Origin of the sequence: Peribacillus sp. YIM B13481, assembly GCF_042787985.1 — a bacterium.
Taxonomy (GTDB): domain Bacteria; phylum Bacillota; class Bacilli; order Bacillales; family DSM-1321; genus Peribacillus; species Peribacillus simplex_A.
This window is the reverse complement of sequence record NZ_JBHZPE010000032.1, coordinates 12,102-39,034: the sequence shown is the minus strand read 5'-3', so window position 1 is coordinate 39,034 and position 26,933 is coordinate 12,102. Positions and strand designations below refer to the sequence as shown.

Annotated in this window: 19 protein-coding genes; 11 read left to right on the top strand and 8 right to left on the bottom strand. The window is 39.6% G+C overall.

From position 1 onward, the window contains the following. Positions 1 to 844: 844 nt before the first annotated feature. The 3 genes from ACFX4X_RS17210 to ACFX4X_RS17200 are packed head-to-tail and all read right to left on the bottom strand — an operon-like array spanning position 845 to position 4,740. Entirely contained in the window at positions 845 to 2,059 is a 1,215-nt protein-coding gene (locus tag ACFX4X_RS17210) for a Ger(x)C family spore germination protein (protein ID WP_377384973.1), read from the bottom strand. Further along, positions 2,043 to 3,146, bottom strand: coding sequence for a spore germination protein (locus ACFX4X_RS17205; protein WP_377384971.1), 1,104 nt, complete (start codon positions 3,144 to 3,146; stop codon positions 2,043 to 2,045). The genes ACFX4X_RS17210 and ACFX4X_RS17205 overlap by 17 nt, the downstream gene beginning before the upstream one ends. A gap of 25 nt (positions 3,147 to 3,171) precedes the next feature. Continuing rightward, positions 3,172 to 4,740, bottom strand: coding sequence for a spore germination protein (locus tag ACFX4X_RS17200; RefSeq protein ID WP_377384969.1), 1,569 nt, complete (start codon positions 4,738 to 4,740; stop codon positions 3,172 to 3,174). 767 nt (positions 4,741 to 5,507) lie between these two features. On the opposite strand from ACFX4X_RS17200, the gene pbp4b reads away from it, so the two are divergent. The 6 genes from pbp4b to ACFX4X_RS17170 all read left to right on the top strand — a co-directional run bounded on the left by pbp4b (position 5,508) and on the right by ACFX4X_RS17170 (position 11,848). Continuing rightward, the gene (gene pbp4b, locus ACFX4X_RS17195) at positions 5,508 to 6,881 is read left to right on the top strand and encodes a penicillin binding protein PBP4B (RefSeq protein ID WP_377384967.1); all 1,374 of its coding nucleotides are present in this window, start codon (positions 5,508 to 5,510) and stop codon (positions 6,879 to 6,881) included. Positions 6,882 to 6,996: 115 nt separating this feature from the next. After that, positions 6,997 to 7,455, top strand: a complete 459-nt coding sequence (locus ACFX4X_RS17190; RefSeq protein WP_377384965.1) for a GNAT family N-acetyltransferase — start codon at positions 6,997 to 6,999, stop codon at positions 7,453 to 7,455. Between the two features lie 411 nt (positions 7,456 to 7,866). Then, the gene (gene hutP, locus ACFX4X_RS17185) at positions 7,867 to 8,316 is read left to right on the top strand and encodes a histidine utilization transcription antiterminator HutP (protein ID WP_061461237.1); all 450 of its coding nucleotides are present in this window, start codon (positions 7,867 to 7,869) and stop codon (positions 8,314 to 8,316) included. A 113-nt stretch (positions 8,317 to 8,429) separates the two neighbouring features. After that, on the top strand, positions 8,430 to 9,947 hold the full coding sequence (gene hutH / locus ACFX4X_RS17180) for a histidine ammonia-lyase (protein WP_125162862.1): 1,518 nt from the start codon (positions 8,430 to 8,432) through the stop codon (positions 9,945 to 9,947). Between the two features lie 325 nt (positions 9,948 to 10,272). Further along, on the top strand, positions 10,273 to 10,368 hold the full coding sequence (locus tag ACFX4X_RS25545) for a hypothetical protein (RefSeq protein WP_483878260.1): 96 nt from the start codon (positions 10,273 to 10,275) through the stop codon (positions 10,366 to 10,368). An 82-nt stretch (positions 10,369 to 10,450) separates the two neighbouring features. Then, positions 10,451 to 11,848 (top strand): amino acid permease, encoded by a 1,398-nt coding sequence (locus tag ACFX4X_RS17170; protein WP_377384997.1) that lies wholly within the window; start codon positions 10,451 to 10,453, stop codon positions 11,846 to 11,848. 570 nt (positions 11,849 to 12,418) lie between these two features. Here ACFX4X_RS17170 and ACFX4X_RS17165 read toward each other — a convergent pair. Continuing rightward, on the bottom strand, positions 12,419 to 13,372 hold the full coding sequence (locus tag ACFX4X_RS17165) for an acetyl-CoA carboxylase carboxyltransferase subunit alpha (protein ID WP_377384961.1): 954 nt from the start codon (positions 13,370 to 13,372) through the stop codon (positions 12,419 to 12,421). Beyond that, the gene (gene accD / locus ACFX4X_RS17160; RefSeq protein ID WP_377384959.1) at positions 13,369 to 14,223 is read right to left on the bottom strand and encodes an acetyl-CoA carboxylase, carboxyltransferase subunit beta; all 855 of its coding nucleotides are present in this window, start codon (positions 14,221 to 14,223) and stop codon (positions 13,369 to 13,371) included. Before accD ends, ACFX4X_RS17165 begins: the two co-directional genes overlap by 4 nt. A gap of 598 nt (positions 14,224 to 14,821) precedes the next feature. Between accD and ACFX4X_RS17155 the strand changes: the two genes are divergently transcribed. Both ACFX4X_RS17155 and ACFX4X_RS17150 read left to right on the top strand, forming a co-directional pair. Further along, positions 14,822 to 15,793 (top strand): sporulation protein, encoded by a 972-nt coding sequence (locus tag ACFX4X_RS17155; protein ID WP_377384957.1) that lies wholly within the window; start codon positions 14,822 to 14,824, stop codon positions 15,791 to 15,793. Between the two features lie 62 nt (positions 15,794 to 15,855). Further along, the gene (locus tag ACFX4X_RS17150) at positions 15,856 to 16,263 is read left to right on the top strand and encodes a sporulation protein (RefSeq protein ID WP_377384955.1); all 408 of its coding nucleotides are present in this window, start codon (positions 15,856 to 15,858) and stop codon (positions 16,261 to 16,263) included. A 687-nt stretch (positions 16,264 to 16,950) separates the two neighbouring features. Here ACFX4X_RS17150 and iadA read toward each other — a convergent pair. Next, positions 16,951 to 18,123, bottom strand: a complete 1,173-nt coding sequence (iadA, locus tag ACFX4X_RS17145) for a beta-aspartyl-peptidase (RefSeq protein ID WP_377384953.1) — start codon at positions 18,121 to 18,123, stop codon at positions 16,951 to 16,953. Between the two features lie 28 nt (positions 18,124 to 18,151). Further along, positions 18,152 to 19,573, bottom strand: a complete 1,422-nt coding sequence (locus ACFX4X_RS17140; protein WP_377384951.1) for a YfcC family protein — start codon at positions 19,571 to 19,573, stop codon at positions 18,152 to 18,154. Between the two features lie 275 nt (positions 19,574 to 19,848). Here ACFX4X_RS17140 and ACFX4X_RS17135 point away from each other — a divergent pair, with 275 nt between their 5' ends. The 3 genes from ACFX4X_RS17135 (at position 19,849) to ACFX4X_RS17125 (ending at position 26,183) form a co-directional block, all read left to right on the top strand. Further along, the gene (locus ACFX4X_RS17135; protein WP_377384949.1) at positions 19,849 to 21,882 is read left to right on the top strand and encodes a sigma-54 interaction domain-containing protein; all 2,034 of its coding nucleotides are present in this window, start codon (positions 19,849 to 19,851) and stop codon (positions 21,880 to 21,882) included. Positions 21,883 to 23,245: 1,363 nt separating this feature from the next. Then, a complete protein-coding gene (locus tag ACFX4X_RS17130) occupies positions 23,246 to 24,451 on the top strand; it encodes a quaternary amine ABC transporter ATP-binding protein (RefSeq protein WP_061461247.1) in 1,206 nt (401 codons plus the stop codon). 4 nt (positions 24,452 to 24,455) lie between these two features. Then, positions 24,456 to 26,183, top strand: coding sequence for a glycine betaine ABC transporter substrate-binding protein (locus tag ACFX4X_RS17125; protein ID WP_377384947.1), 1,728 nt, complete (start codon positions 24,456 to 24,458; stop codon positions 26,181 to 26,183). 57 nt (positions 26,184 to 26,240) lie between these two features. Here ACFX4X_RS17125 and ACFX4X_RS17120 read toward each other — a convergent pair whose 3' ends face one another. Beyond that, positions 26,241 to 26,423, bottom strand: coding sequence for a hypothetical protein (locus ACFX4X_RS17120; RefSeq protein WP_089364188.1), 183 nt, complete (start codon positions 26,421 to 26,423; stop codon positions 26,241 to 26,243). Positions 26,424 to 26,933: the final 510 nt, after the last annotated feature.

The window sequence follows — 26,933 nt, the reverse complement described above, 5'->3', positions numbered from 1 at the left end:
TCAGTTAAAAACAGAAAAAAATGAAAAATTCAAAGATACTGGTGGGGAGATAAAAACCGGTATAACAATTCTCATACTGCAGCCAGTGTTTAGCACAGCGTAATATAGCTGCAGGTGGAGCAATAACTGCATTGGGAATGCTTGGATTTGGACCGGGTGCATTTACAGGTGTTGTAAGTGGACCTATGGGGGGACTCGGTTAGAGAATGGATGCACATAATGAAGGTAAAGGTGGAACACTTTTTAGTTACTTGGGTATAAGTCTTTACTGTAGCATCAAGATAAGGAGTATTTATGACATATACACAACAAATTTTTTTAATAATGATGATTATACTAAGCATATTTTATTCTCTAAAGTATGCTAAAAAAGATGCTCCTAAGAGGTCAATGTCTTTTATGTTATTGTTCTTATTAGTAACGGTTACTTTAATATCTATTATAACTTTCACTATACTTTTATAGATTGAAAGTAAGTTTAGGATTGTTGAGCCGAAGGAAATTCAAAGTGCCATTTTGCTATGGGGGTCGGATGCTTAGGCATCATATGAACATTTGGATGCAAAACTTGTTAACACAACACCTATTTCCAACACCACCAAGTTAGTGAAAACCAGAATTTGACCAAAGTCGGTCAAGTTCTGGTTTTTTTGTTTGAGAAAGGGGGGGAATGATCCCCATAATCTAAATTTACGGTGTAAATTTAATGATATCAGGAATCCGAAATAGGAAAAAATAAAAGGACAAATACTGATGATTTGCAAGCATTTGTCCTCTTGTTTTTAAATTGTTTATTTTTCTCATTTAATGAGGGCTATAAGATTCAATGTGTTTATCCGAGGGCTCACTTTTTTGTTCCTCCTGATGTTCCATAATCTTTAATTGTTAATTTTACATTGTAGTTGATCGGGATTTCACTAAATGTTTGGTCCCAATCCTTTTTGACCTTCATCCATAATTTGGGGTTCTCGATTCTCAAGCGATTTCCGAAGCCAGCGACGTCCACTCGATATTCTTTTTGCATTTTTTCTATTGAATTCCTTACCAAGCGTTTCACTTCTTTTTCCGCTGATATTTCCGCTTTTTTTAGAAATTCATTTTTAAAGGGGTCTCCCGAAACCACCCAATTTTCGGCTAGCCTTCCCTCTGATTCAATGTTTACATCAAAAGATATGTTGTTTCCTTTAACTCGAGGTTTAATAGTACTTTTCATTGTCTCTACTTCATACACCATCAGCTGACCAGTCTTCTTATCAAAGCTCTTTACAACACCGCCTTTACCCTTTCCTGTAATCCATGTTACGCCTTCTAGTTCTTCCTCATTCAAAAAGCCCTTCATTTTATGTGTTTTTCCATCGATCACGGAAGCTCCCGCAAATTTGACTTCCCCATTAACTGAGTCTACATTTTGCAGCAAAAAACTGGATTCTGAATGAAGCTTGCTCTCTAATTTAAAAAGCGGCATAGGAGGCAAAATCCTCGATGTTCGAAAGGTATTATCTAAAATGCCAACCAGCCGAAACGCTGGAATTTCTCCTGCTGTCTTTGTTTCCAGTGTGCTCTTTGCTCTTCCTTTACTAATGAGCACAACACAGCTTGGTCTAAAATCGTTATCACGAAGATTTTCATCGAGTAATTGTTCCAAATCATACGATTTTGCAAGACTTTCACTGATAACAATCACTTTCATGTGGTGACTGGTTAATGCCTGTTCCCTTTCTAATGAAAATTCACGAATCATTTGAAGGACGGAATCCCCAGTTTGAGAAATATTAATATAAGATTTTTGTGAGGGTCCTGATTGTTTTGTGGTGGAACTTGCTACTTGTGGAGTGATGATTTGAAAGGTTGAGGTAATCAGGTCTTTTTTTGTATAACCCTCCCCTTTTTTGCTTAACTCTTTCTCAATTTTGGACTTCATGCCTTTATCAAATGCCAAACCTATGCCTAAACTTTGCTCTTCAATTTCATGACTGCTCCAACATCCTGTAAGGGATACGAACAATAGAACGGAGAGGGAAATGAAGAGGGGCCGTATTTTGCTATGTGGTTGTTTCATATTTTCCTCCCTTTACTTTTTGAATAATAAGCAGGAGAAGCGGGAGTAAACCAAATAAATACAATGCGTAAATGCCGACGAAATCTCCAAGTTTAAAGATGTCATTCATATTTTTTGGAATCATGGAAATGATGTATAAAACCGGAAGCAAGGCAAACATAAAAGGGTGAATGTTCTTTTTTGAAAGTTGAGCTAGCCCTAAAGAAGCTGCATAGTATGTAATGGTGAATGTGGCAAATATTTGCATGATCCATACCACGAGCAATAAAGATTCAAACCGTTCAAAGATCAAACCTGAGACCTCAAAACTGCGTATAAGATCAAGTGTCGGCCATGTTCTTGTGACCACTCCTTCAATAGATAATGCTCCGATAACCATTACGACCGTTAACACGTAAAAAATCAATGGAATGAAAATTCCAACAAGAATGGCTTTTACTGCTTTTTTGGGCTGATTCATAAACGGAATAAGCAGTAACATGATTTCAGGTCCTGTAAAAGCTAGTGCCGTCGTTTTTACTCCTTTTAGTACAGGGATGACTCCTTCCCCTAATACCGGACGCAGATTATCAATCTCAAATATTTTAATGCTCATGAAGGCAACGACCAAAAAAAGGATAACCGTCAAAGGTAATATAATTTCAAAAAGACGGGCAATCGGGTTAAGGCCGCCGATGATCAGATAGAGACTTACCCACATGAAAATCATCGAAATTGCCCATGTAGGGGTGCCTTCAAGAAGCAAATACTTTATTACTTCCGCCATAGAACGGAGCTGAAACCCGCAAGTAATAAGGAAATAACATATTAAAGCTAAACTGAGTAATTTGCCTAACCATTTTCCCACAATTTCATTGCTGTATTGATAAAAGGTTTTTTCGGGAAACTGTTGGCTTAATTTGACGATGATCACCCCCGCGATTATGGCAATAACCCCGCCTAAAATAACGCTTATCCATGCATCTGGTGTCTGTACCTTCTCCGTGGCTGCTCTGGGCAGGGTGAGTAATCCTGTACCAAGTATAAAGTTGATGACTATGACCGCTACTTGAGGAGTTGTAATTTGGTCTTTCGGACTGAGATTCATTCTTTAATCACCCTTCCACCGTATGTTATCTTTTACGTATAGGATTTTTCGTATGCATCATCTTTGGCCGGCGTTTCATCATCATAATTGGCATGCGAACCATCAAGTCTTTCCACTCACTTAAGCGATAAGGAACGGCTGGACTCAAATAAGGCACGCCAAAGCTTTTTAATTTCACTAAATGGCTGGCCATGAAAAGAAAAAAGAGAATGACTCCGTATAATCCCAATGTGGCAGCACACAACATAGCTGGAAAACGAAGTACCCGAAATGTAAACCCAGTACTATATTGCGGAATAGCAAATGATGAAATGGCAGTTAACGCGACTACAATCACCAAAACAGGGCTAACGATCCCTGCCTGCACAGCAGCTTCCCCAATGATTAATCCGCCGACAATCCCCATTGCAGGACCAATTGGCTTAGGTAAGCGCAGGCCTGCTTCCCTCAAAATCTCGATGGATATTTCCATAAATAATGCTTCGATAAGTGCCGGAAAAGGAACGGTTGCTCTCGTTCCTATAATGGATATGGCCAGTTTGGTCGGAATTAATCCTGAATGAAATGAGATGAAAGCTATATACATAGACGGTGTAAACAGGGCTAGAAAGGCTGCGAGATAACGAAGCATACGTATGAATGTGCCAGGAATCCATCTTTCATAATAGTCTTCCGGTGATTGTAACATCATGCTTAAGGTAACCGGAGCAATCAAAGCAAATGGCGTCCCATCCAATAAGATGGCCACCCGGCCTTCCAACAAAGCAGCGATTACGCGATCAGGACGTTCTGTATTCTGTATCTGCGGAAAAGGACTTAGGTAATTATCTTCGATGAGTTGCTCTACATAACCTGATTCTGGCACATTGTCAATATTAATTCTCTTAATTCGATTTTCTACTTCTTGAACTAATTCGGGATCAACAATATCTTTTATGTAAGCGACAACCAAGTCTTTTTTTGAACGCTTTCCTACTTGGAATTTTACTAACGATAAATTTTCGTTTTCACCACTTCCCCTTAAAAAAGATGTATTATCACTCAAAGATTCAGTGAAACCGACCCGTGGACCCCTGACTAATGCCTCTGATACCGGCTCTTCAATCGCCCTTGTTTTAAGTTTTGTTGTTCCGAGGATTAGCGGTTCCGGCAATCCATCAATTAAAAGAGCGGTAGAACCTGTTAATACTTTTGATGCTAACTCTTTAATGGAACCGACCACTTCTACTTCACTGATAGTTACCACTTCATTTTTTATAAATTCTTTTGAAATGCTTCCTTTGATGTAAGGAAGGCCCTGTTTGTATTCTGCTGAAAAGTCAACCATTAATGATGGCATGATATTTTTATCAATGAGTTCTTTATCTGAAAGTCCATCAACAAAAATGATAATTGACCGAATACCGGTACGCCCTATATTAAATTCTCGAAAATGCACATCCCAATTATGGCCAATTTCTTGCTTAACTAATTCTAGATTTGATACAAAATTATCTGTAAAATGATCAGTTGAATCTTGGGAGGTACATTCTTTTTGTTTGTCATTATTAGTAACTTTTCCTTTTTTACTGATCTTTGATATCCACTCTTTCATATCATCACTCATCCTTTGAGTTGCGAAGCCGATTAAACAATTTGGAGAATAAATACGGAATAAAAAAAACTATAAAAGCTTGTATAAAAACCTGCCACTCTGGCAGGTTGGAAACAATCGTTTTCCACATTATCATCACCCTATACTTGCCTCATATCAGCAGCTGAATTCTTTGAAATCCCTTTATTTCTCAAATAGTATGATGTTCTTACACGTTTCTTATGCAAGAAAGTTAAAAGCAAAGCCTATTTCTATCCCCTTTATTTTTGGTACTACCTTGAGGTATTTAACTCTGACATTTGCCCGTGTATCGATGGAAAGACCCGAATGTAGAAATGACGTGGATAATTTTGGTCAATAATTGCTTTACCTCCTACATTGGGCTTATGCTCATGATTGAAATATAATTTTAAAGATTCAGATACCAAATTGAAATGATGTTTGAAATAATATATACTGAAAATTGGGAATTGTTAGTAAGTAGTATCCTTAACCATTAACGACTACGTGATAAAAAAATTGCAAAATAAAGACGTTCAAGAATAAAATAATCCAATCGCAACCCTTGTACCGGAACGGAAAGGAAAAGTAATTACCGTTTTGTGGGAATGTGAATCCTGGTAATAGAACGGAAGTAAAGAATTCTCCCTCATTAAATCGAAGTATTCCTTAAACTTATTAAATCCAGTTTATTTCTTTCGACATTAGTCAAAGGGTAAAGTTGTTCGTTTCTTGTTTTCTAAGTACGATTACAAAGGGGGAAAAGGATGAATATATGGACAAGCTGCACACTAAGTTCAATTCTGGCACTCTCATTACTTGCACCTTCCGTGTCATTTGCTAAAGAAAATGCAAATCAGGAAGTTCCTGTGAGTAAGGAAACTGCCAGCCAGTATCCTGTGTTAACGAAAGCAAAAAAACCAGAAGAAGCGGGCTTTTCTTCTGAAAAGCTGGAAAAGGTGGATCGGCTGATTGAAATGGAAGTGGCTGCCGGTTTCCCTGGTGCTGCCCTGATTGTCATAAAGGACGGTAAGATCGTTAAAAATGAAAGCTATGGGTACAAACAGAAATTTAATGGATATACGCCACTTAAGAAGTTTCAGAAAATGGACAAGGACACTTTATTTGACCTTGCTTCAAACACGAAAATGTATGCAACTAATTTTGCTATTCAGAAATTAGTCAGTGAAGGCAAGTTGAATATCCATGCAAGAGTTCAGCAATACATTCCTGAATTCAAAGACATGGAAGCGGATGTGATCAAAGGAAAGGATACCCTGAAGATTATTGATGTGCTTCATCATACAGCGGGTTTTAGACCAGATCCGCAATACCATAATCCAAAGGTTTCGAAAGACCTTTTTTCACAGGAACGGGATAAGACCATTGAGTTCATATCTAAAACACCGCTGACATATGTACCTGGAACACAGAAAGTATACAGTGATGTCGACTATATGCTGCTCGGTGCCATTGTTGAAAAAATCACGGGTCAGCAGCTTGACACCTATGTTGAAAATGAATTGTACAAGCCGCTTAATTTGAAAAATACAAAGTTCAACCCCCTTCAAAAAGGCTTTAAGCCAAAGGATGTTGCTGCAACTGAATTGCTTGGGAACACGCGGGATGGCGTGATTGATTTTCCTAACGTTCGCACATACACACTTCAAGGTGAAGTTCATGATGAAAAAGCCTTTTATTCGATGGGAGGCGTTTCGGGTCATGCAGGTCTGTTCTCGACCACAAGCGATCTCGCTGTCCTCCTGCAAGTGATGCTGAATGGCGGGGGCTACGGTAAACATAAGTTGTTTGATCAAGAAACAATCGATGAATTCGTCGCACCTTCCGAAATGAATCCTACTTACGGACTTGGGTGGAGGCGAAATGGCGATGCTAGCATGGAGTGGATGTTCAGCTCTTATGCGAGTGACAGTGCTTACGGACATACTGGATGGACTGGGACGGTCACGATCATAGATCCTGAATTAGATTTAGGGATTGTTCTACTTACAAATAAAAAGCATTCTCCGCTCGTTAACCCTGTAGCCAATTCCAATCAGTTTTTCGGTGACCTCTTCAAAACAGGAAGCTATGGAAGTGTTGTAACTGCGATTTATGATGCATTGGAAACGAAGGAATAAGAGGCAATATGTTTCGTAGGGAAGTCAATTTGCCAGTCGGGATATCAGGGTCATCAAGTTGACTTTGTATGTGGTACACAGTCTTAAATCTTAAATAATATTTTGGGGGGACATAATGAAAGTCAGGCTACTAACTCCATCTGATGCTGAAAGTTATTGGGCATTAAGAATAGAAGGATTAAAAAACTATCCAGAAGCATTCGCAACAAGCTACGAGGAATCTATAAATAAGGAGAATCCAATAGAGCAGGTTGCTAATAATTTAAAAACCAAAGGGAATTTTACCTTTGGGGCATTTGATGAATACGAGGAACTCATTGGGGTAGTTACCTTAATTCAAGAACAGCACAAAAAACTGCAACATAGGGCAAATATTTTTGCTATGTATGTAACTTCGAAGAAAAGTGGATTGGGTGTTGGAAAAACCTTATTAACAGAAGCTATAAATAAAGCGAAAGAAATAGAAGATGTCGAGAAAATAAATTTGACTGTAGTAACAAGTAATCAAAAAGCTTTAAAAGTAAATGGTGTCTATTATGACGAAGAACATATGGTTCTATGTTTAGAAAAATAAAGTGTCATCTTCAACTACGGGTGCGTTAGTAACAAGACTTATGTTTTACACCGTTCACTCTGAACGGTGATTTTTAGTTTTTATAAATGTGGCCAAGTGCGACACATTGGCGCCTGTCAACGGTACCGGACCGAAGGGAGGATAAGGAGTACTCACTTCATCAAGATCCTCTTGGTGTCCTCTAAAGGCAAGTGGGGAACCAACTGTTTGATGCTGTACTACCACCGCCTGAAGCGCTTATCAAAGCTAGCATTTTCGATATGATGAGCAGGTAATTAGGGATGATGAACATTAGCCCCAAAAAGAAATGTTAAAACAAATGAAAAAATATGTTGACTGAACAGACTGTATCCGCTTACAATAATATTTAGTTATTAGTCTATTTAGAAAATTATAAAAAGAGGTACCTGCATGACAAAGGAATTCGACAAAAGAATCGGGCGCCATGCAATCATGTACGCGTTTGCGGACGAAGAGGAAGAAGTCATATTGACGAATGATCTAAAGCGGATGGATTGGCTTTATGGAAAAGGTAAAGTCGGTTCAATGGAGCTGCAGAAAATAGTTGCGGCCATTGAGACATCAGCTAAAAGACTTGGATTAGTCAATCCCGATATGTATCGGGAAATGCATGCGCTGTATCATGCGATCATCGAAGCACTCCAAGGCGTGACACGGGGCCAAGTCGAGCTTGGCGGTCTTTTGAGGACTGCGGGCCTTCGGTTTGCAATCGTTCGGGGCAGGCCGTTTAAAAGCGGGGACGAAGGTGAATGGATTGCTGTCGCCGTGTATGGAACGATTGGAGCACCGGTTCGGGGATTTGAACATGAAGCCGTTGGTTTGGGAATTAACCACATTTAAATAATTAAAAGCCTATAGTTATTTAGTGAAATAGGGGGCTGTATTGTAGACTGGATAAGTCTGTCAATATGGCCTCCTTTTGTTTGTTTAAAAAAAGAATAGGGGTGCAGGAAATGATTATGTTAACGGGCCAAACTTTAACGATTGAAGAAGCGAAAAAAGTATTATATGGGGAAGCATTTGTCTCTGCTTCAGCCGAGAGTGTTAAGAAAGTGGAAAAAAGCCGGGAAGCGGTTGAGAATATCGTAAAACAAAAGAAAGTCGTCTACGGTATTACAACAGGATTCGGGAAGTTCAGCGATGTATTGATTGATGCAGAGGACGCAGAGCAGCTGCAGTGGAATTTGATTCATTCCCATGCATGCGGAGTCGGGGAACCGTTTCCTGAGGTGGTTTCGAGAGCTATGGTCCTTCTCCGTGCCAATGCACTATTAAAAGGGTTCTCAGGCGTCCGTCCTGTTGTCATTGAACGTCTGATCGATCTTTTGAATGCCCATATCCATCCGGTCATCCCTCAGCAAGGTTCTCTTGGGGCAAGTGGGGACTTGGCACCCCTTTCCCATTTGGCGCTAGTATTGATGGGAGAAGGGGAAGTGTTTTATAAAGGAGAGCGAATGGAGGCCATCGTAGCTTTATCGAAAGAAGGCATTCTTCCGGTGACACTTAAAGCAAAAGAAGGTCTTGCATTAATTAACGGAACACAGGCCATGACGGGGATGGGGCTCGTCAATTACATTGAAGCCGAACAGCTTGCCCATCAAACTGAAGCGATTGCTTCACTGACTTTAGAAGGATTACGCGGTATTGAAGATGCCTTTGATCGGGATGTTCATCTAGCACGCGGTTACCGCCAGCAAACAGAGGTCGCGGAAAGGATTAGCCGCATGATCAACGGCAGCCAGCTCATCACCAAGCAAGGAGAACTGCGGGTACAGGATGCTTATTCGCTTCGCTGCATTCCGCAAGTGCATGGTGCTTCATGGCAAACTCTTGATTATGTAAAAGAAAAATTGGAGATCGAAATGAATGCTGCGACGGATAATCCGCTTATTTTTGACGATGGGGAAAAGGTTATTTCAGGGGGGAACTTCCATGGCCAGCCGATAGCATTTGCGATGGACTTCATGAAAATCGCTGTTGCCGAGCTTGCGAATATTTCAGAGCGCCGCATTGAGCGACTCGTCAATCCTCAGCTGAATGACTTACCGCCATTCTTAAGTCCGTCACCTGGCTTGCAGTCTGGAGCGATGATCATGCAATATTGTGCAGCTTCACTCGTCTCTGAGAATAAAACACTCGCACATCCTGCAAGTGTGGATTCCATTCCATCTTCAGCGAACCAGGAAGATCATGTAAGCATGGGAACGATTGGATCCCGACACGCACATCAAATCATTCAAAACGTTCGCCGCGTTTTGGCGATTGAGCTCATTTGTGCCTTGCAAGCGGTGGAATACCGTGGAATAGAAAAGATGGCTCCGTTTACAAAAGAGTTTTATACGGAAGCAAGAAAGCTCATTCCAAGCATTACGCAAGACCGTATCTTTTCAAAAGATATTGAAGCAACGGCAAGCTGGTTACTTCAAATCGATTGGAATTCATTTATTAATAGGAGTTTACCTACAACATAATATGATGATGCTAAATCACCGAATCTTTAAAAATTCGGTGATTCTTTTAAAAAACGTTAGGCATATAAGCCCTTTGACTTGAGTTTTTAAGCCTAACATAGTTGCGGAAATGCTACTTAGATCCCTGAATTCCAAAAAAAGGTCTTAGCATAAGAAAAAATGACCTTGAAAAAGTAAAAATTGCAAAAAGTAACTGCTAGATTAAATATGCATTTTTGGAGGGGAACCCAATTTGGAAAATAGGCAATTGCAGCCGTTTGATAAAAATGAGCAAAACCAGCCGTCAAATACTTTACAAAGAAAGCTAAAAGCGCGCCACCTTACGATGATTTCGTTGGGTGGTGCTATTGGAACAGGGCTTTTTCTCGGCAGCGGGCCGGCGATTCACTCTGCAGGACCTGGCGGGGNATTTGGAAAATAGGCAATTGCAGCCGTTTGATAAAAATGAGCAAAACCAGCCGTCAAATACTTTACAAAGAAAGCTAAAAGCGCGCCACCTTACGATGATTTCGTTGGGTGGTGCTATTGGAACAGGGCTTTTTCTCGGCAGCGGGCCGGCGATTCACTCTGCAGGACCTGGCGGGGCTTTGGTAGCTTATACCGTTATCGGTATCATGGTTTATTTTATTATGACAAGTCTCGGAGAACTTGCATCATTTATGCCAATCAGCGGAGCCTTCAGTACCTATGCTACGCGTTTCATCGATCCGGCACTAGGGTTTGCACTTGGTTGGAACTATTGGTTCACCTGGGCGATGACGCTTGCGGCGGAACTATCTGCCGCAACGATGGTTATGAAGTTTTGGTTTCCTCACAGCCCGTCATTCTTATGGAGTTCTTTGTTTTTAGTTTTGATATTCTTATTGAATTACGTATCAGTTAAAGGATATGGAGAAGGGGAATATTGGTTTTCGCTCATTAAAGTGGCGACCATCATCATTTTTATAGTTGTCGGAATATTGATGATATTCGGGATCATGAACGGAGAGGCGATTGGTTTTAAAAACTTCACAGTTGGTGACGCTCCGTTTGCCGGTGGCTTTTTGGCAACATTGGGTATTTTCATTGCTGCTGGTTTCTCTTTTCAAGGGACAGAAATAGTCGGTGTGGCAGCCGGTGAAAGTGAAGACCCGGCAAAAAATGTACCTCGTGCAGTTCGTAGCATCTTTTGGAGGATCTTCCTTTTTTACATCCTAGCGATACTTGTTATTGGACTGATCGTTCCTTATACGAATGGCAGCCTGCAGGGACACACGATCATGGTTAGCCCGTTTACGATGGTGTTTGAAAAAGTGGGACTGGCATTTGCTGCTTCGGTGATGAATGCCATCATCTTAACGGCTGTATTATCTGCTGGTAATTCAAGTCTTTACGTGACAAGCCGAATGTTGTACTCAATGGCAAATGAAGGGCTGGCACCGCGGATTTTTGGGAAGCTCAACAAGCGCGGCGTTCCCATTTGGGGACTGATTGTGACCTCACTTGTTGGGATGCTTGCATTTTTTGCTTCCATTTTCGGTGATGGAGTTATCTATATTTGGCTGATGAATGCAGTTGGGGTCACTGGATTTATATTCTGGCTAGGTATAGCGGCGAGCCATTACCGGTTTAGAAAAGCATACATTGCTCAAGGGTATTCACTGGACGATCTTCCCTATCTATCAAAATGGTTTCCTTTCGGACCGATATTTTCCTTTGCCCTTTGTTTATTCGTTTTAATGGCGCAAAACTATCAAGCCTTTCTTGGAGATACCATTAATTGGGCAAGTGTGGTTGCTACCTATATTGGCATCCCATTTTTTCTGGTAATGTGGCTTGGGTATAAGTTAATTAAGAAAACAAAAGTAATTCCGCTAGAAGAGTGCCAGATTGATTTTGATGAACACAGGAATGCAAAATAAACATAAGACTTCTTTAATAATTTCAACTTTCTTTGTTAAGAAATTTAGCAGCCTTGAAATGACAAGGTTCCTTACCGCCAAATAAACAAAATTTGAATGATGCCAGTTGATTGAGCCGAGGTAACTGTTGGAGATGATTGAATCAATACGGACAATATCAATTTCATTTAAGGGATATCCCTTTTTTATCCCCCTACAGGTAGATTATTAAGGACATTTAATAATCTACCTGTAGGGGATTTTTTTTTTGGCGGAAAGGGACAAACATTTTAAACGTGAAGTGGTTCGATTAAATTTGGGGGAGGTTCATTGAGTTTAGGCTTTATTAAGTAGGCAAGAGATTTCCATATAGCCTAATTAACGGTTTTGTAAAACAGAGATAAGCCCTGCCAAAAGGGTTTGGAGGGTTATTTGGCATGGCCATGAATAATGTAACAAAAAGATAAGAAATAATTCAGGTGTAATTGGGGAGGAAAGACATGGGCACTATAATTTACATTACAAAATGTTGAGTCTAACAATCTATATCAAATGGTCTATGAACATGTTGGGAAATAATTGTTCATCTTCTTATTTAAATGTCCTTTCTTCCATAAACTCACCGATTTTTCGGAACTTATCAAAACGTTGTTGGCGTAGATTGCCTTTATCTAATTGACCAAGTTCTTGTAATGCTTTTCGTAAGGTTTCTTTGATAAAGTGCGATTGAAGTGGGATGTCAATATGTGCTCCTCCTACAGGTTCTTTGATGATCTCATCAATCACCCCTAGTTCCATCAAGTCCTTAGCCGTAATTTTCAATGCCTCAGCTGCTCGTTTTGCTTGTGAGGCATCCTTCCATAACAATGCTGCTGCTCCTTCAGGTGAAATAACCGAATAAAATGTGTTTTCTAGCATGTAGATTCGATTGCCTATACCTAGAGCCAATGCACCACCACTCCCGCCTTCACCAACTACAAAACAGATGATAGGCACTCCAAAACTTGCCATTTCACGAAGACTGAGGGCGATAGCTTGTGATTGTCCGCGTTCTTCGGCTTCACGACCTGGGAAGGCCCCTGCCGTGTTGATAAATGTTACGATGGGGCGATTGAACTTATTGGCTTGTTGCATAATTCTTAGGGCTTTCCTGTAGCCTTCAGGTTGCGACATGCCAAAACGACGATAGATATTGTCTTTAGTATTTTTACCTTTTTGATTTCCTAAAACAGTTATAGGCATTCCTTCGAAGGTAGCTATTCCTGAAACCAATGCAGGATCTTCCCCATAAAGTCTGTCACCATGAAGTTCAATAAAGTCTTCAAAAATATGGTGGATAAAATCTAAAGTAGTAGGGCGTTGTTGAATTCTTGATAGTTGAATTTTATCCCAAACTTCCATATTCTCGTTAAGATGGATTTTGATTTCATTGACTCTTTGCTCAAGATTATTTATTACTTCGTTAAGGTCAAGATTATGCTTTGTAGACACCTCTTTCAATTCAGCAATTTGATTTTCCAGTTGTTTTAATACTTGCAAATTCATCGTTTAAAACACTCCCTGAAATCGAGATGATGGATTTTTAAAATGGTTGTTAATGATTGTTTTAATTCACTTCTATTTACAACCATATCCAGTTGCCCATGTTCTAATAAAAATTCAGAGGTTTGAAAATTTTCTGGAAGTTCTTCTCTTATCGTCTGTTCAATTATGCGTCTTCCTGCAAAGCCAATTAAAGCCTGTGGTTCGGCAATATTGATATCACCTAATGAAGCGAAGCTAGCAGAAACTCCACCCGTTGTAGGATTCGTTAAAACGGATACGAAAAGGATTTTTTCGTAGTTTAGTTGTTCTAAAGCAACACTCGTTTTTGCCATCTGCATGAGACTAAGAATTCCTTCTTGCATTCGAGCTCCGCCGCTTGCCGAAAACAATATAAATGGTTTTCGTGTTTTTAATGATTCCTCAATGGCTCTTGTAATTTTTTCACCGACTGCTGAGCCCATACTTCCCATACGGAAACGAGAATCCATGACACCAATCACAACCGGATAACCACCTATGGAAGCTTCCCCGGTAATAACCGCATCATTTAATGCAGTGTTATTTTTATCAGAAATTAATTTATCTTTATATTCAGGGAAGTTCAGCGGGTCAACGGAAATTAAAGATTTATTGAATTCCGAAAAAGAACCACTATCTGTAAGCATTGAAATGCGGTCATAAGCGGTAACCGGGTGGTGATATTGGCATTTCGGACACACATTCAATTCTATCTTCATAAGAGATTCATCATAAGTTTCCCCGCATGATTTACAAGTAAAAGGGATTGGAGTAAGGCTTTTGTCTATTTCATTTGATTCTATTTTTTCTCTCTTTAATGGGTAAATCTCCATCAATCCTCCTTTGGTAAGACAGCTTTATTACAAGTTACGCTCACCGTTGTGTTTTTTAGCTTTTCATTAAAAAGTTTTATACAATCAGCAATCACCCTAGAGTGGGACTTCATTATAAAAAATTATCTATTCCTGTATGAATGCATGTTTACTTGGAAAATCAAAAACTTACGATTTTATCGACGGGAAATACATAGGCTTGTATACAAACCGAGTATACAAACATTAAAAACTACTTATTATCTTCTATATAGTGAATATTGATCCAGTTCTTAGAAAGAACGATTTACCAAATAGCAAAGCGTCATTTAATCCCATTAATTGGTGTAAGCTCATAATATGCAATTACTAATATAATTGAATGGGTCATTCTTCCATGGATAATATTTTATTGGTTATCAGATTGTTAAAAAGATAAAGATTAATAGTTTTTTTCTTAATTTAAAGGGGCAGATTAGGCACACATAATATTCAAGAGGGCAATCTTAGAATGTAAATGAAACTTTAAGAGCTATATATTCGTATAAATTGATAGGGTTTCAAGCGAAAGTGAAATGATCATAACAGACTAATGGAAATTAAAGGAGAAATGAACCGAATGTTTAAGAAGTTTATGGCTAAGTTAGGGAAAGGTGCAGCAACTGTTGATTTACGCTACGAAAACCGTTCTTATTATGCTGGTGAGACACTAAAAGGGGAAGTAATTTTACATGGCGGAGAAGTGCAACAACAAATTAACCAGTTAGCAGTTGGCTTCATGATTAAAGTGAGGACAAAACGTGGGGAAACTGTCACGAAAAAAGTGTCATCTGTACCTTTAAGCGGTCCGTTTACAATTAAGGAAAAGGAAGAGAAACATTTTGACTTCACTTACAATATCCCGCAAGATCTTCCTTTAACAAGAGGTTCGATTTCTTACTTTTTCGATACTCACCTAGATATTCAAGGTGGATTGGATCACATTGATGTAGATGCATTGGTCCTTAAGGCTCCAAAGGAACTAGAAGCCATTTTCAACTCACTAAGTAAGCTCGGTTTTCGAGAACAACCTACTTCAGGAAAAGTGGATGCCTATGGACAGGAATTTTCATTCTTTCCAACAGCGCAATTTGCCGGCCAGATCAATGAATTGGAGATACGGATTTCTTCAAATGAAGCTGTAGAGCAGGTGTTTATGGAAATCGATTGTCAAAATGGGAATCGAGAAATTGAAGCCAAACGGGAATTTGTTATTGATCATAGACTGTTAGAGGAACATCAAGAGCTTACCCATTTTTTACAGCAACAAATTGCAGAGGTCGTGGAACAGCCTCAATTGTTCACGCGTCCATTTTCTTATCATGATCAATATTCACCTACAGGAAATAAATTCAGTGGTGTTGGGGGAATGGTTGGAGGATTAGCCGCAGGAGTATTGGGTGGCATGCTGCTTAGCGAAATGATAGATGGTTTGGATATGGATGGAATGATAGAAGGGGCTACTGATGCCCTCGGAATAGAAGAAGATGTGTTTGATGTGGAAGAACGGTTTGAAGATTTTGGTGGCTTTTTCGGTGATGGGGATGAGTAACTTAGATACCAAACATTAATCATTTTTAATTGTTGTAGTAAAATTCCAGGAGGGAAAACAACTTGTTGTTGAGAAGATATCTGTCACAATTAGGAATTGGAAAAGCTGTAATCGACCTTAAATTGCCTAAGGTAAAGTATGGGCTGGGAGAACGGATAATAGGTGAATTCTACATAATAGGAGGAATCTGTGAGCAAAAAATAAAACGGTTGGAGTGTGACTTGGTGCAATTAGACAAGGTGAATAATGTGCAACGGATTTTTGATACCACAACCATACTGACAACAAAATTTATAGAGGAGGAGCAGGAAATCCTTATTCCATTTTCATTCCAGTTGCCGATTTCCGCTGCCTTGTCATCAGAGCACATATCCTACCGATTTAACACGAGGTTGTTTTTTGATAAAGGAGTAATAAGCGAGGATCAGGACATCATTCAAATAGTAGACCAAATTAGTCAAGAAAATTGAAGTTGACAATAATATATAAATTTAGTTTGAATTATGATTTTCATGTTTTCCAAGTTTACGAAGGAGGATATTAATAGTCATCATTAAACTAAGTGCTAGGGTATAAAGACAGCAACTTCACCAGGGGTGAAGTTGCAAAAAAAAGAATGTACTCATAATTGTTTGATTAGCTGCATAATCTCCAAGTTAACAGGAAATCTCTATTTTATATTTCTTAACAAACCCTAAAGTACTTTCAAATACTTGCTGTATCTTATGTTCTGGACAATGGATGCGCACCTGCAAATCTCGGGATGCGTCATTTCATAAGAATTCATAATGACATCCTGTTCCTCTTTTTCGAGAACCCTAGCTTCATACAGCTCACGGACTTTTCTTTTGCCGAAGGTAGCTTCGCGAGACTACGGAAAGCTGTCTCATAGCCGATATGAAGACTGATTGCCGTGATGATACCAACGCAGTTTTCCACGGATCTCTTCATTTGCAGCAATAGCTTCAATATAGTATTTACTCAATATAGATAGAGCTGTACATAATGCTGGTAGATTGAAGCGGGATGAAGGCAAGAACAGGCTCCATGACATACAACTCAAGTTGTATGTCATTACCGATTACCTAAAAAGTCCACTTTGTTGATAACTTCCGCCGTGACAGTGGTGACTTTTCCCTGGCATTAAAGTCACTCCCTCATTCAAACGTTCCTTTTATAAGCGGAGCCATCCTTTCTACCATCAATTGTCCTCTTGCAATTACAGTATCAATTGTCAATGTATCCTTTTGCAACAATACAATATCAGCATCCTTCCCGGTTTGGATGCTGCCCTTGCTCGAAAGCTTTAGTACTTGTGCGGGATTGGTGGTGATGACCTTCAGTGCCGTTTCCAACGGGATGCCTTCCTTTAAAACAGAATCACGGACTTCGTGATATAGCGAGGATACTTTTCCAACTTGTAGGCCTGCATACTCCCCATGGCTGTTAAAGAAGGGAAGGCTTGCTTGTCCGTCTGAAGAGAAGGTTATGTGCCCGACTGGAACCCCTTCTTCAAGCATCAGGCGCAAGCCTATGCTGCACTTCACTTCCCCTTCTTCCAAAAACAAAGGAATGGTACTTGTGGTAAAGTCTACGTATCCGCCTCTCTTCGCGTAATCAATTCCCGCCCTGAATAATTCCCCATTTCGATTGATATGTGTCGGATGGAGCTGCCTAATTGGAATGTTGGTTTTATCTACAATTTCATGCAGCAATGAAAGCTTTCCATCTCCGTCCCCTACATGAACTTCTAATATCCCAGCTTTTCCTGACAGGATACCGCCATTGCGTGCCGCTGAGGCGACTTTAGTCAATTCCTCAAATGTGGGTTCTGATGATCTATGGTCGGAGATTGCAATCTCTCCAACACCGATAGTTTTATCGATTAAAATAATATCGTCCTCGATTTTTCCCGTCAATGTTTTTACTGGCACTTGATAGGAGCCAGTATGAATGAAGCAGGAAATACCCTCTTCTTCAAGCGCCCGCGCCTTGGCAAGAAGGCTTTCCATTCTACGTGTAGTTCCGTCCGTACCAAGTAAGCCGACCAGCGTTGTAATACCTGAAGTTGTAATATCAGTGAGCATCAGCTCGGGGGTGCGGGTTTTGAATCCTCCCTCGCCGCCTCCACCAATAATATGAACATGTGAATCTATAAAACCCGGAACAACGAAAAGATTAGCCGCATCAATGATTTGAATAGGGGCAAAGTTGTCAGGAATCTCGATTCTGTCATCTATAAATGCGATTTTATCATTTGTAATCAATATGTCCTTCCGTCCTAAGTAATTGGGTGAGTATATCTCGCCATTTTTAATTAAAGTAAGCAATTCGTTTTTCCTCCTGTAAATACTGCTATCAGAATGGACCATACCCGACGAAGTGGGCTATGATAACAGCTACTAATCCGATGAGATATTGAATGAGCACCAGCGGCAAAATCCACTTCGCCCACTTTGTCCAAGAAATGCCTGCGATTGCTAAGCCTGCCATTAAGGTGGTAGCGGTCGGGAAAATCATATTCCCGATTCCGTCCGCGAAAGAGAAAGACAACACTGCGGTTTGGCGTGTAATATCCAATAAGTCTGCGAGCGGCACCATAATTGGCATTGTCAGCATCGCATGACCGGTGCCGGACGCTAGAATAAAATGGATAAGAGTTTGGAAGCTGTACATGCCAGCAACGCTTAACAAGGCAGGGATATGCTGGATAGATTCAGCTACTTGATGTAGCATAGGGTCGACGATATGGCCCTCATTCAATACAACAAGAATGGCGCGTGATACGCCGATTATCAAAGCGCCGCCGAGCAAGGCTGCAGATCCATTAGTAAAGGAGTTGACAATGTGATCTGCAGAAAGTTTTCCGGTGATTCCAATTACGATTGTCAATACAATGAATAAGGCAGCAATTTCTGTCATGTACCATTGGAACTTGATGACTCCAAACGCCAAGACGATATAGTTAATTAAAAAAGCTACTAAGATGAACTTGTGTCTCGCTGTTAATTTCGCACCTGATTGCAGCAAGTTTTCCGATTCTTCTTTTGTATATTTTCCGTAGATTCCTATATAAGGATTTTTCTTTACCTTCATTGCGTAACGATAGATATAAAGAACGGAAACCAGATAGACAATAACAAATAAAATAAGGCGGAATCCCATTCCTGAGAACATCGGCAATTCTGCGATTCCTTGGGCAAGTCCTACTGTGAATGGATTCATGACGGCTGTCGTAAACCCTGACATTACCCCTACTATAACAATGGCGGTTCCTGTAATTGTATCGAATCCCAGAGCCAACGCCAGGGGAATGATAAGAGGAAGATATGCCAGTGTTTCTTCTGCCATCCCCATTAAGGAGCCGCCTACTGCGAAAAACAGCATCACGACAGGAATCAATAGCTTTTCACGCTTCGCCAACTTCCGAGCCATTGTCCCGATAAGTACATCAACCGTACCTGTTGCTCTTAAAACACCGAAAAACCCTCCGATAATCAATAAGAAAAAGATAATATTTCCGGCTTCTACCATTCCTGTGTGAATAGCTTTTATCATATCGAACAATCCGACTGGTGCAGATTCTATCCATTTAAAAGAATTGGCGTCTACAGTTGTCCGTCCATCCGCTTCAATTCGTGCAAATTCCCCGGCCGGCAAAATGTAAGTGAATAGCGTTGCTATTGCGAGAATGCAGAGCAGCAGTACAAAAACATTGATTTTTCTCTCTTTTTTCCCTGGTGTTCCAAGCGAAACAACCTTCTCTTCAATTTGGCTCATAAATGTCTCTCCTTTGTATTTAAAATAAAAGCATGGAACTAAACCGCTTACAAAATTATGCCGGCCTCATAGACTATCATCTGTTTTTCTCGTATTCTGCTGTTTCCCTCCTTTTCAAATCCATAGGCACATCAATGCTTTATATATGCAAAATCTGTGCCAATATTTCTAGATTGATTATTATGAAAACTTTAGAATTAGATTAGAGTTTAAGGTCATTATTGGTTCTTTTTGGTGATATAATAGAACCAATTTAAAGACAGGTAGGTGCTTTTATGTCAAAATCCTCACTTACGCTTATAGCGGGAAGTGCAAAAACAAAGCAAGCCTTGCAGGAACAGTTGGAACAATTGCTTGGAGACTATGTTCATATTAAAAGCCATTCTGCCGATGAGGGATTACCGGAGTCTCTGGAAGATACAATAATCTTGTATTCATCAGATGCTGCTTATGATAAAACAAACGACATTTTTAGCATAAATGCCGAGAAAATAATTGTGGGAAAGAGAACGGTTCATCATGAATACATTAATAAACTATTAAGAATACCTGAAGGCTCAACAGTTCTGGTGGTGAATGATGTTGATGAGGCAACAATAAGTCTTATTGAATCCTTATATCAGCTTGGTGTCGATCATGTTCAATTCATCCCTTTTCGGAAGGGGAGTTTGTTTTATGAGGATGTTCATATTGCAGTTACACCAGGAGAAACAAATCTTTGTCCCTCATACATAAAAGAAGTAATCGATATAGGTGTGCGACTTTTTGACATGACAACAATTTTAGAAGTTGTAGAACGCTGCGGTTTGAACAAGGATATATCCTCGAGGATTTCAGAAAGGTACATTAGGAATATCATTGAATTACAACGTAGGCTGTTATATGCAGAGCGGGATGCCAAGCGGATGAGCGAGCACATCCAAAATGTGCTGGGAACTGTCGATGATGGAATATTGGTCGTAAACGAGGAAGGGCAGATTACAGTATTCAATAATAGGCTTGCGGCATTGTTTCATGTTGATCCACAAGATGTAGTTAAAAAGTATATGAAGGAAGTAATGCATAGCCGGGATATTACCGATTTCATCATGAACGGTAAGGATGCAAGCAAGTTCTTCGATATAGATGGCATGGATGTCGTCATTTTTCGATTACAAATGGAGAAAGAAAATACAATTGTCGCAACCTTCAAGAGTGTACATCAAGCCGTTGAAATTGAAAAGACGGCACAAAGGGAAATGCGAAATAAGGGGTTTTATACGAAATACAGCTTTCATGATATTATCGGCGAGCATGAAGTAATGAAAGAACGTAAGCAGATCGCCAAGAAGCTTGCCTTGTCGGGGCATCCGATTTTGATTCAGGGTGATACAGGAACAGGAAAGGAACTGTTTGCGCATGCTATTCATGAGCATTCAATGCGAAAAAACGGGCCGTTTCTCGCTGTGAACTGCAGCGCATTAACAGAAACTTTGCTTGAAAGTGAATTGTTCGGCTATGAAGAAGGGACATTTACAGGAGCGCAAAGGGGAGGCAGGAAAGGTTTGTTTGAATTGGCGGATAACGGGACTATCTTCTTGGATGAAATTGGCGACATAAGTCTCACAGTTCAATCACATCTGCTGCGAGTTCTGCAGGAGGGAGAAATTCGAAGGATTGGCGGCAGAAGAATCATACCCATTAATGTTCGGTTGATTACAGCAACGAATAAGGATCTTCAAGGAAAGATGCGGGACGGTTCGTTCAGAACAGACTTATTTTACCGGCTGAATGTACTTAATCTCCGCATTCCGCCACTCAATGAGAGAAGAGCGGATATTCCACTTTTGATTAAGCATCTCATCACAAAGAGTGGGAAGTGGGTAAAGGTAGAGCAAGACGTACTGGAATATTTCATGCAATATGAGTGGCCCGGCAATATAAGAGAGCTGAAAAGTACTATTGATTACATGCTGACGGTCTGTGAGGGAAATGTATTGATGAAAAGGGACCTTCCGTTCATGCACGGACAAGCGGGAGAAAGTGTGATTTCGAAATACTCCGCGTGTGAAAGTATGCTGGAAATGCAAGAGCGCACTTTTATTTTGGAAGTAATCAAGCAATGTAACGATAAAGGAAAAGCGGCGAGCAGAGAGCTTATATCAAGTCAAAGCATAGATTCGGACATTGTCTTGTCCACGCAGCAGATCCGCCGCCGCTTGGATATTTTAGCGGGCGAAGGATTTGTGATCAAAGGCAGAGGACGGGCCGGCACAAAGATAACTGCGGCTGGAATAGAGTATTTATATTTTCTAAAGTCAAATCGCTGAGGGTAGCTGAAATAAGTTATTAAATTCTCAACAAAAAAACCGATTGGTAAATCAATTGGTTTTTTTACATATCTGCATGGGAAAAAAATTATAGAAAGAAATCTATACAGTATATAGAAATTATGAATTGATAAGTGAAGATGAGAATTTTATTTAACAAGAAATCTAGTGATGTTAGGGATATTGATTTTGGGGTATATGGTTGTTATCTGCCCGACAACGTCATAAAAAGTATTTTAAAATAACAAAAAAACGATTGAATATAAAATCTTGATAATGAACAGCAAGGCAATAGAAGTGTAGCGATTGTTCACGCTGGGTGTAGTTATAAATGCACGGTCTGTATTTTTTATTATTTTATATCCTTTGCAGCAATGGAAAACTTGTACAGCCGATGAAGCTATGAATGAGTTAATTGAAAGAAGGCAATCCACTAACTAAAGTAGCCATATTTTTTGTACTGGTTTTGTCAGTGAAGAGTATTCGATTGTGAGATATTTTCACATTTGAAAAAAATGATAAATCGTGTGTCCGAAAATTTGTTTTCGACGTCCGAGTTTTTGCTATGAACGTTGATAAATCAACGTTTATAGAAGAATGGTGCTACTTTCATATGATGCACGCTCTTAACATATATACTCAACAATTCCGCCGCACATCATTTGAATTTATATTCATTGTTTGTTAAGGTAATGAAGTACTTTAGGGAGAACGGTTTATTCCGTGTGATGGAACTGACCAAAAAACTCTAAAATAAAAACCAATATATTTCAGTTGATATATGCTGTGCCTGTTAGTTTCCTCAGTTGTATTGCACCTCTTTTCCCTACCTGAAATGCTCAAATTAGACACATTGGGAATCCCATAATCATTTTCAATGCGTATGGTGTCATACTGCAAGTATCATTCCACCTGGTTAAGGAAAATGAAGTACTTAAGAGGGGTAATCTTTAGTCCAACGACTGGACAGAAAACTCTAAGTGGAAATCGTTTATATTAAAGTTGGTATATGCTGTGCCTGCTTGTTTCCTCAATTGTGATTGCACCTCCTTTTCCTACTTGAAATGCTCAATTAATCACACATATAAAATCCAAGTAAAGAATGGCTTCTTGGGAACAATAAAAATAGTAATTTCTTTGTTCATTAGGTCCTGTGCAAGAAGGTGCCACTCACATATGTGTCAATTCCGCTTTTTTTACCTCAATATGGTATAGAACAGAAGAAAAAAGTGTGTGGGTAGAATCGTTTTTTTAAATTTCGATTATTTCAAGGTACTTGTGTATTAATAATCATCACTCGCATAAAACGGGGAAATTCAGCAAAACTGAATCATATGGGCAACTATTAGAATGAGGTGACTTGATGAAGCCGTATGTAGAAGTCAGAAATGTTTCGAAAATTTTTGGCAAATCTCCAAAAGCAGCAACAGATTTATTGATGCAAGGCAAAACAAAAAAAGAAATCTTGAAAGAAACGGGACAAACGGTCGGAGTTAATAATGTGAATTTCGAGATTTATCCTGGCGAAATTTTTGTCATCATGGGTCTATCCGGAAGTGGGAAATCCACTTTAATCCGCATGTTCAATCGTTTGATCGATCCTACATTGGGAGAAATCTTAATTGGGGGAGAAGATATCGTGAAGATGAACGCGGCACGCCTAAGGGAAGTCAGGCAAAAGAAAATAAGCATGGTCTTTCAGAACTTTGCTTTATTTCCGCATAAAACGATATTGGAAAATGCTGAATTTGGGCTCGAAATTCAAAAAGTGGATCCAACAAAACGTCATGAAAAAGCGATGAAGGCACTTGAGGCCGTTGGATTGAAAGGCTACGAAAATCAGCTGCCGTCACAGCTTAGCGGTGGTATGCAGCAAAGGGTTGGGTTAGCTCGGGCACTTGCTAGTGATACGGACATATTATTGATGGATGAAGCCTTCAGTGCTCTTGATCCATTAATACGTAAGGATATGCAGGATGAGTTGATTGAAATTCAAGATCAGTACAAAAAAACGATCATTTTCATTACCCATGATCTTGATGAAGCATTAAGAATAGGGGATAGAATTGCTCTTATGAAAGATGGAAGTGTGATTCAATTGGGAACTCCTGAACAAATCATGATGAATCCAGCTAATGAATTTGTCGAGAAGTTTGTTGAAGATGTTGATCTATCAAAAGTACTGACAGCTTCTCATGTAATGATACGCCCAGAGAAGATCGCAGTTGACAGAGGTCCGAGGGTTGCATTGGAAATCATGCGTAAACAAGGGTATTCCAGCATTTTTGTTGTGGATAGAAAGCAGAAATTATTGGGGGCAGTGACTGCAGAACAGGCTCGTCAGGCAATGAGCAATAACCAATCGATTTCTGAAGTGATGTCAACCGATATCCCAACTGTAAAAGAGGATGAATTACTTGGTAACCTCATGGATGTGATGGCAACTTCAAGCTTGCCAATCTCAGTGATTGATGAACAGAAAAGAATTAAAGGAATTCTGCTTCGCGGTGCCGTGATTGGTGCTTTAGCAGGAAATAAAGATTCCTTGAATGAAATGGAGAGTGAATAATTCAATGAATATGACAAAAATACCACTAGGAGCTTGGGTCGATTCTTTAGTGGATTGGATAACTATTGTATTTGCTGGATTATTTACACTTATTACGAATGTGATTGAGGGTCTACTGAATATCCTGGTCGATGTAATGAGTGCTGGACCTTCCATCGTGTTAATTATAGTCCTTACCCTTCTGGTTACCTATACAAGCAGATGGCCATTGGGAATATTTACTTTCATTAGCTTACTTTTGATTGATAATCTTGGTTATTGGGAATCAAGCATCCAAACACTTGCTATCGTTATATTGTCAGGATTCCTAACCATACTGATCGGGATACCGATCGGAATATGGTGTGCCCAAAATAAAACGGTGCGTAAGATCGTAACCCCAATTTTGGATTTCATGCAAACGATGCCTGCGTTCGTTTATTTGATTCCTTCAATATTATTCTTTGGAATAGGGGTAGTGCCGGGGATCATTGCGTCATTCATTTTCGCAATCGCACCGACAATCCGTATGACCAATCTTGGGATTCAGGAAGTGCCTAATGATTTAATTGAAGCATCGGATGCTTTTGGTTCAACAAGCAGCCAAAAGTTATTCAAGGTACAAATACCATTGGCTACTCCAACGATTATGGCAGGAGTTAACCAAAGCATCATGCTTGCATTATCCATGGTTGTTACAGCTTCATTGGTTGGAGCACCCGGGCTTGGGGCAGATGTCTACCGGGCTGTCAGCCAAATTAATGTAGGACAAGGATTTGAAGCAGGATTATCCATCGTAATCATTGCAATCATTCTAGATCGTATCACGCAAAACCTTCGTAAGCCAGCTTACGAGCATATCGTTAGCAGGAAAATCATTTTTACAATATTAGCTTTACTTGTTGTAGGGACTGCACTGTTCGGTACTTTTACAAAAGAAAAAGCTGTGAACGGGGATAAAAACAGTTTTGCTGCCAAAACCAATTATGAAATCATCGGAATTGAACCTGGAGCAGGATTGATGAAGTTGACTAAAACGGCTATAGGTGATTATAAGTTGGATGATTGGAAGTTGGTTGAAGGATCTTCGGCGGCAATGGTTGCTGAATTGAAAAAAGCAATTGATAAAAAAGAACCGATCATCGTTACTGGATGGTCACCGCATTGGATGTTCTCGAAATATGACTTGAAATATCTCAAAGATCCGAAAAAATCCTTTGGCGGGGCTGAAAATATTAATTCGATTGCCAGAAAAGGCCTCGAACAGGATGCGCCCGGCGCTTATAAAATTATTGATCAATTCTTCTGGAAAACTGATGATATGGAAGATGTAATGGTCAAAGTCACTGAAGGGATGTCTCCTTCAGAAGCGGCAGAAAAATGGATAAGCGAAAATCCGGACAAAGTGTCCAAGTGGACTAAAGGTGCTAAATCAGGAAATGGTGAAAAAATCAAACTGGTTTATGTTGCATGGGACACTGAAATTGCCAGTACAAATGTAATTGGCAAGGTTCTGGAACAGAATGGTTATGATGTAACATTAAGTCAAGTTGAAGTGGGACCAATGTTTGCCGGCGTTGCAAACGGAAGTGCGGACGCAATGGTGGCTGCATGGCTTCCTGGTACACATCTTGAATACTATAATAAGTATAAAGATGATATGGTTGACCTTGGACCAAACTTAAAAGGAACAAAGAATGGACTGGTTGTACCGGATTACGTCGATATTGATTCGATTGAAGATTTAAAATAAGAAAAACGAGGGGATTTCAGAAATGAAATTCCCTCGTTTTTTCAGTTAAACGAAAGATCAATGTATGGAAACGAATTTACTCTTCAATTCTTCTTCCGTTACTTCGATCTTTCCTTTCAAATCTTCAGCTAGTAATACATAACTTTTCACACCTATGAATTCTGAATGTGATATTAAAAAAAATTTTGTCCCCTTTTTATACGTAGAAGGATCATCTTCGATTAACCTAAACATTTTCATCCTTTATCCACCTTCGTCAACCGCATGTAATATAACTACCTTTAGAGAACACTCTCTAGTTTGGGTAATAGCATTGAACAAGTTAAAAAGGAATAAGGGCCCTACTTCTTCATTTCCCTTTTTATATCATTGATATTTATAAGCGGTCAACTATTTTAACACCGGCAGGCTTTTTCATTGTTTGGAAAATTCTTAAATTTCTGTGGAACTGCCTATAATTGAATGTTAAAATTCAGTTGGAAAATAGTGATCCCTGATACATAAGAAACTTCTATGGCGGCGATCCCCGCCGCCACCATCTATCACGAAACCCTGCTTATTACCCCAAAATAAAGTCTAACCCATTAAACCCTTGACAATAATGGATGATAACAATACAACCAGGCTGAACCTTTTTTGGTGGATCTTAAGGAAGATACCCTGTATAAGAAACTGGTTGTGACAGTATTGAAGAACCATTTAGTGTACTGCTAGTACGTATACAAAAATTTTTGTAACAAATCTCCTGTC

What these genes read in the sequence shown, in the direction of transcription:
- ACFX4X_RS17210 (WP_377384973.1), bottom strand. Translation starts at nt 2,059, where the DNA reads ATGAAACAACCACATAGCAAAATACGGCCCCTCTTCATTTCCCTCTCC.
- ACFX4X_RS17205 (WP_377384971.1), bottom strand. Translation starts at nt 3,146, where the DNA reads ATGAATCTCAGTCCGAAAGACCAAATTACAACTCCTCAAGTAGCGGTC.
- ACFX4X_RS17200 (WP_377384969.1), bottom strand. Translation starts at nt 4,740, where the DNA reads ATGAAAGAGTGGATATCAAAGATCAGTAAAAAAGGAAAAGTTACTAAT.
- pbp4b (WP_377384967.1), top strand. Translation starts at nt 5,508, where the DNA reads ATGAATATATGGACAAGCTGCACACTAAGTTCAATTCTGGCACTCTCA.
- ACFX4X_RS17190 (WP_377384965.1), top strand. Translation starts at nt 6,997, where the DNA reads ATGAAAGTCAGGCTACTAACTCCATCTGATGCTGAAAGTTATTGGGCA.
- hutP (WP_061461237.1), top strand. Translation starts at nt 7,867, where the DNA reads ATGACAAAGGAATTCGACAAAAGAATCGGGCGCCATGCAATCATGTAC.
- hutH (WP_125162862.1), top strand. Translation starts at nt 8,430, where the DNA reads ATGATTATGTTAACGGGCCAAACTTTAACGATTGAAGAAGCGAAAAAA.
- ACFX4X_RS17170 (WP_377384997.1), top strand. Translation starts at nt 10,451, where the DNA reads ATGATTTCGTTGGGTGGTGCTATTGGAACAGGGCTTTTTCTCGGCAGC.
- ACFX4X_RS17165 (WP_377384961.1), bottom strand. Translation starts at nt 13,372, where the DNA reads ATGAATTTGCAAGTATTAAAACAACTGGAAAATCAAATTGCTGAATTG.
- accD (WP_377384959.1), bottom strand. Translation starts at nt 14,223, where the DNA reads ATGGAGATTTACCCATTAAAGAGAGAAAAAATAGAATCAAATGAAATA.
- ACFX4X_RS17155 (WP_377384957.1), top strand. Translation starts at nt 14,822, where the DNA reads ATGTTTAAGAAGTTTATGGCTAAGTTAGGGAAAGGTGCAGCAACTGTT.
- ACFX4X_RS17140 (WP_377384951.1), bottom strand. Translation starts at nt 19,573, where the DNA reads ATGAGCCAAATTGAAGAGAAGGTTGTTTCGCTTGGAACACCAGGGAAA.
- ACFX4X_RS17135 (WP_377384949.1), top strand. Translation starts at nt 19,849, where the DNA reads ATGTCAAAATCCTCACTTACGCTTATAGCGGGAAGTGCAAAAACAAAG.
- ACFX4X_RS17130 (WP_061461247.1), top strand. Translation starts at nt 23,246, where the DNA reads ATGAAGCCGTATGTAGAAGTCAGAAATGTTTCGAAAATTTTTGGCAAA.
- ACFX4X_RS17125 (WP_377384947.1), top strand. Translation starts at nt 24,456, where the DNA reads ATGAATATGACAAAAATACCACTAGGAGCTTGGGTCGATTCTTTAGTG.
- ACFX4X_RS17120 (WP_089364188.1), bottom strand. Translation starts at nt 26,423, where the DNA reads ATGAAAATGTTTAGGTTAATCGAAGATGATCCTTCTACGTATAAAAAG.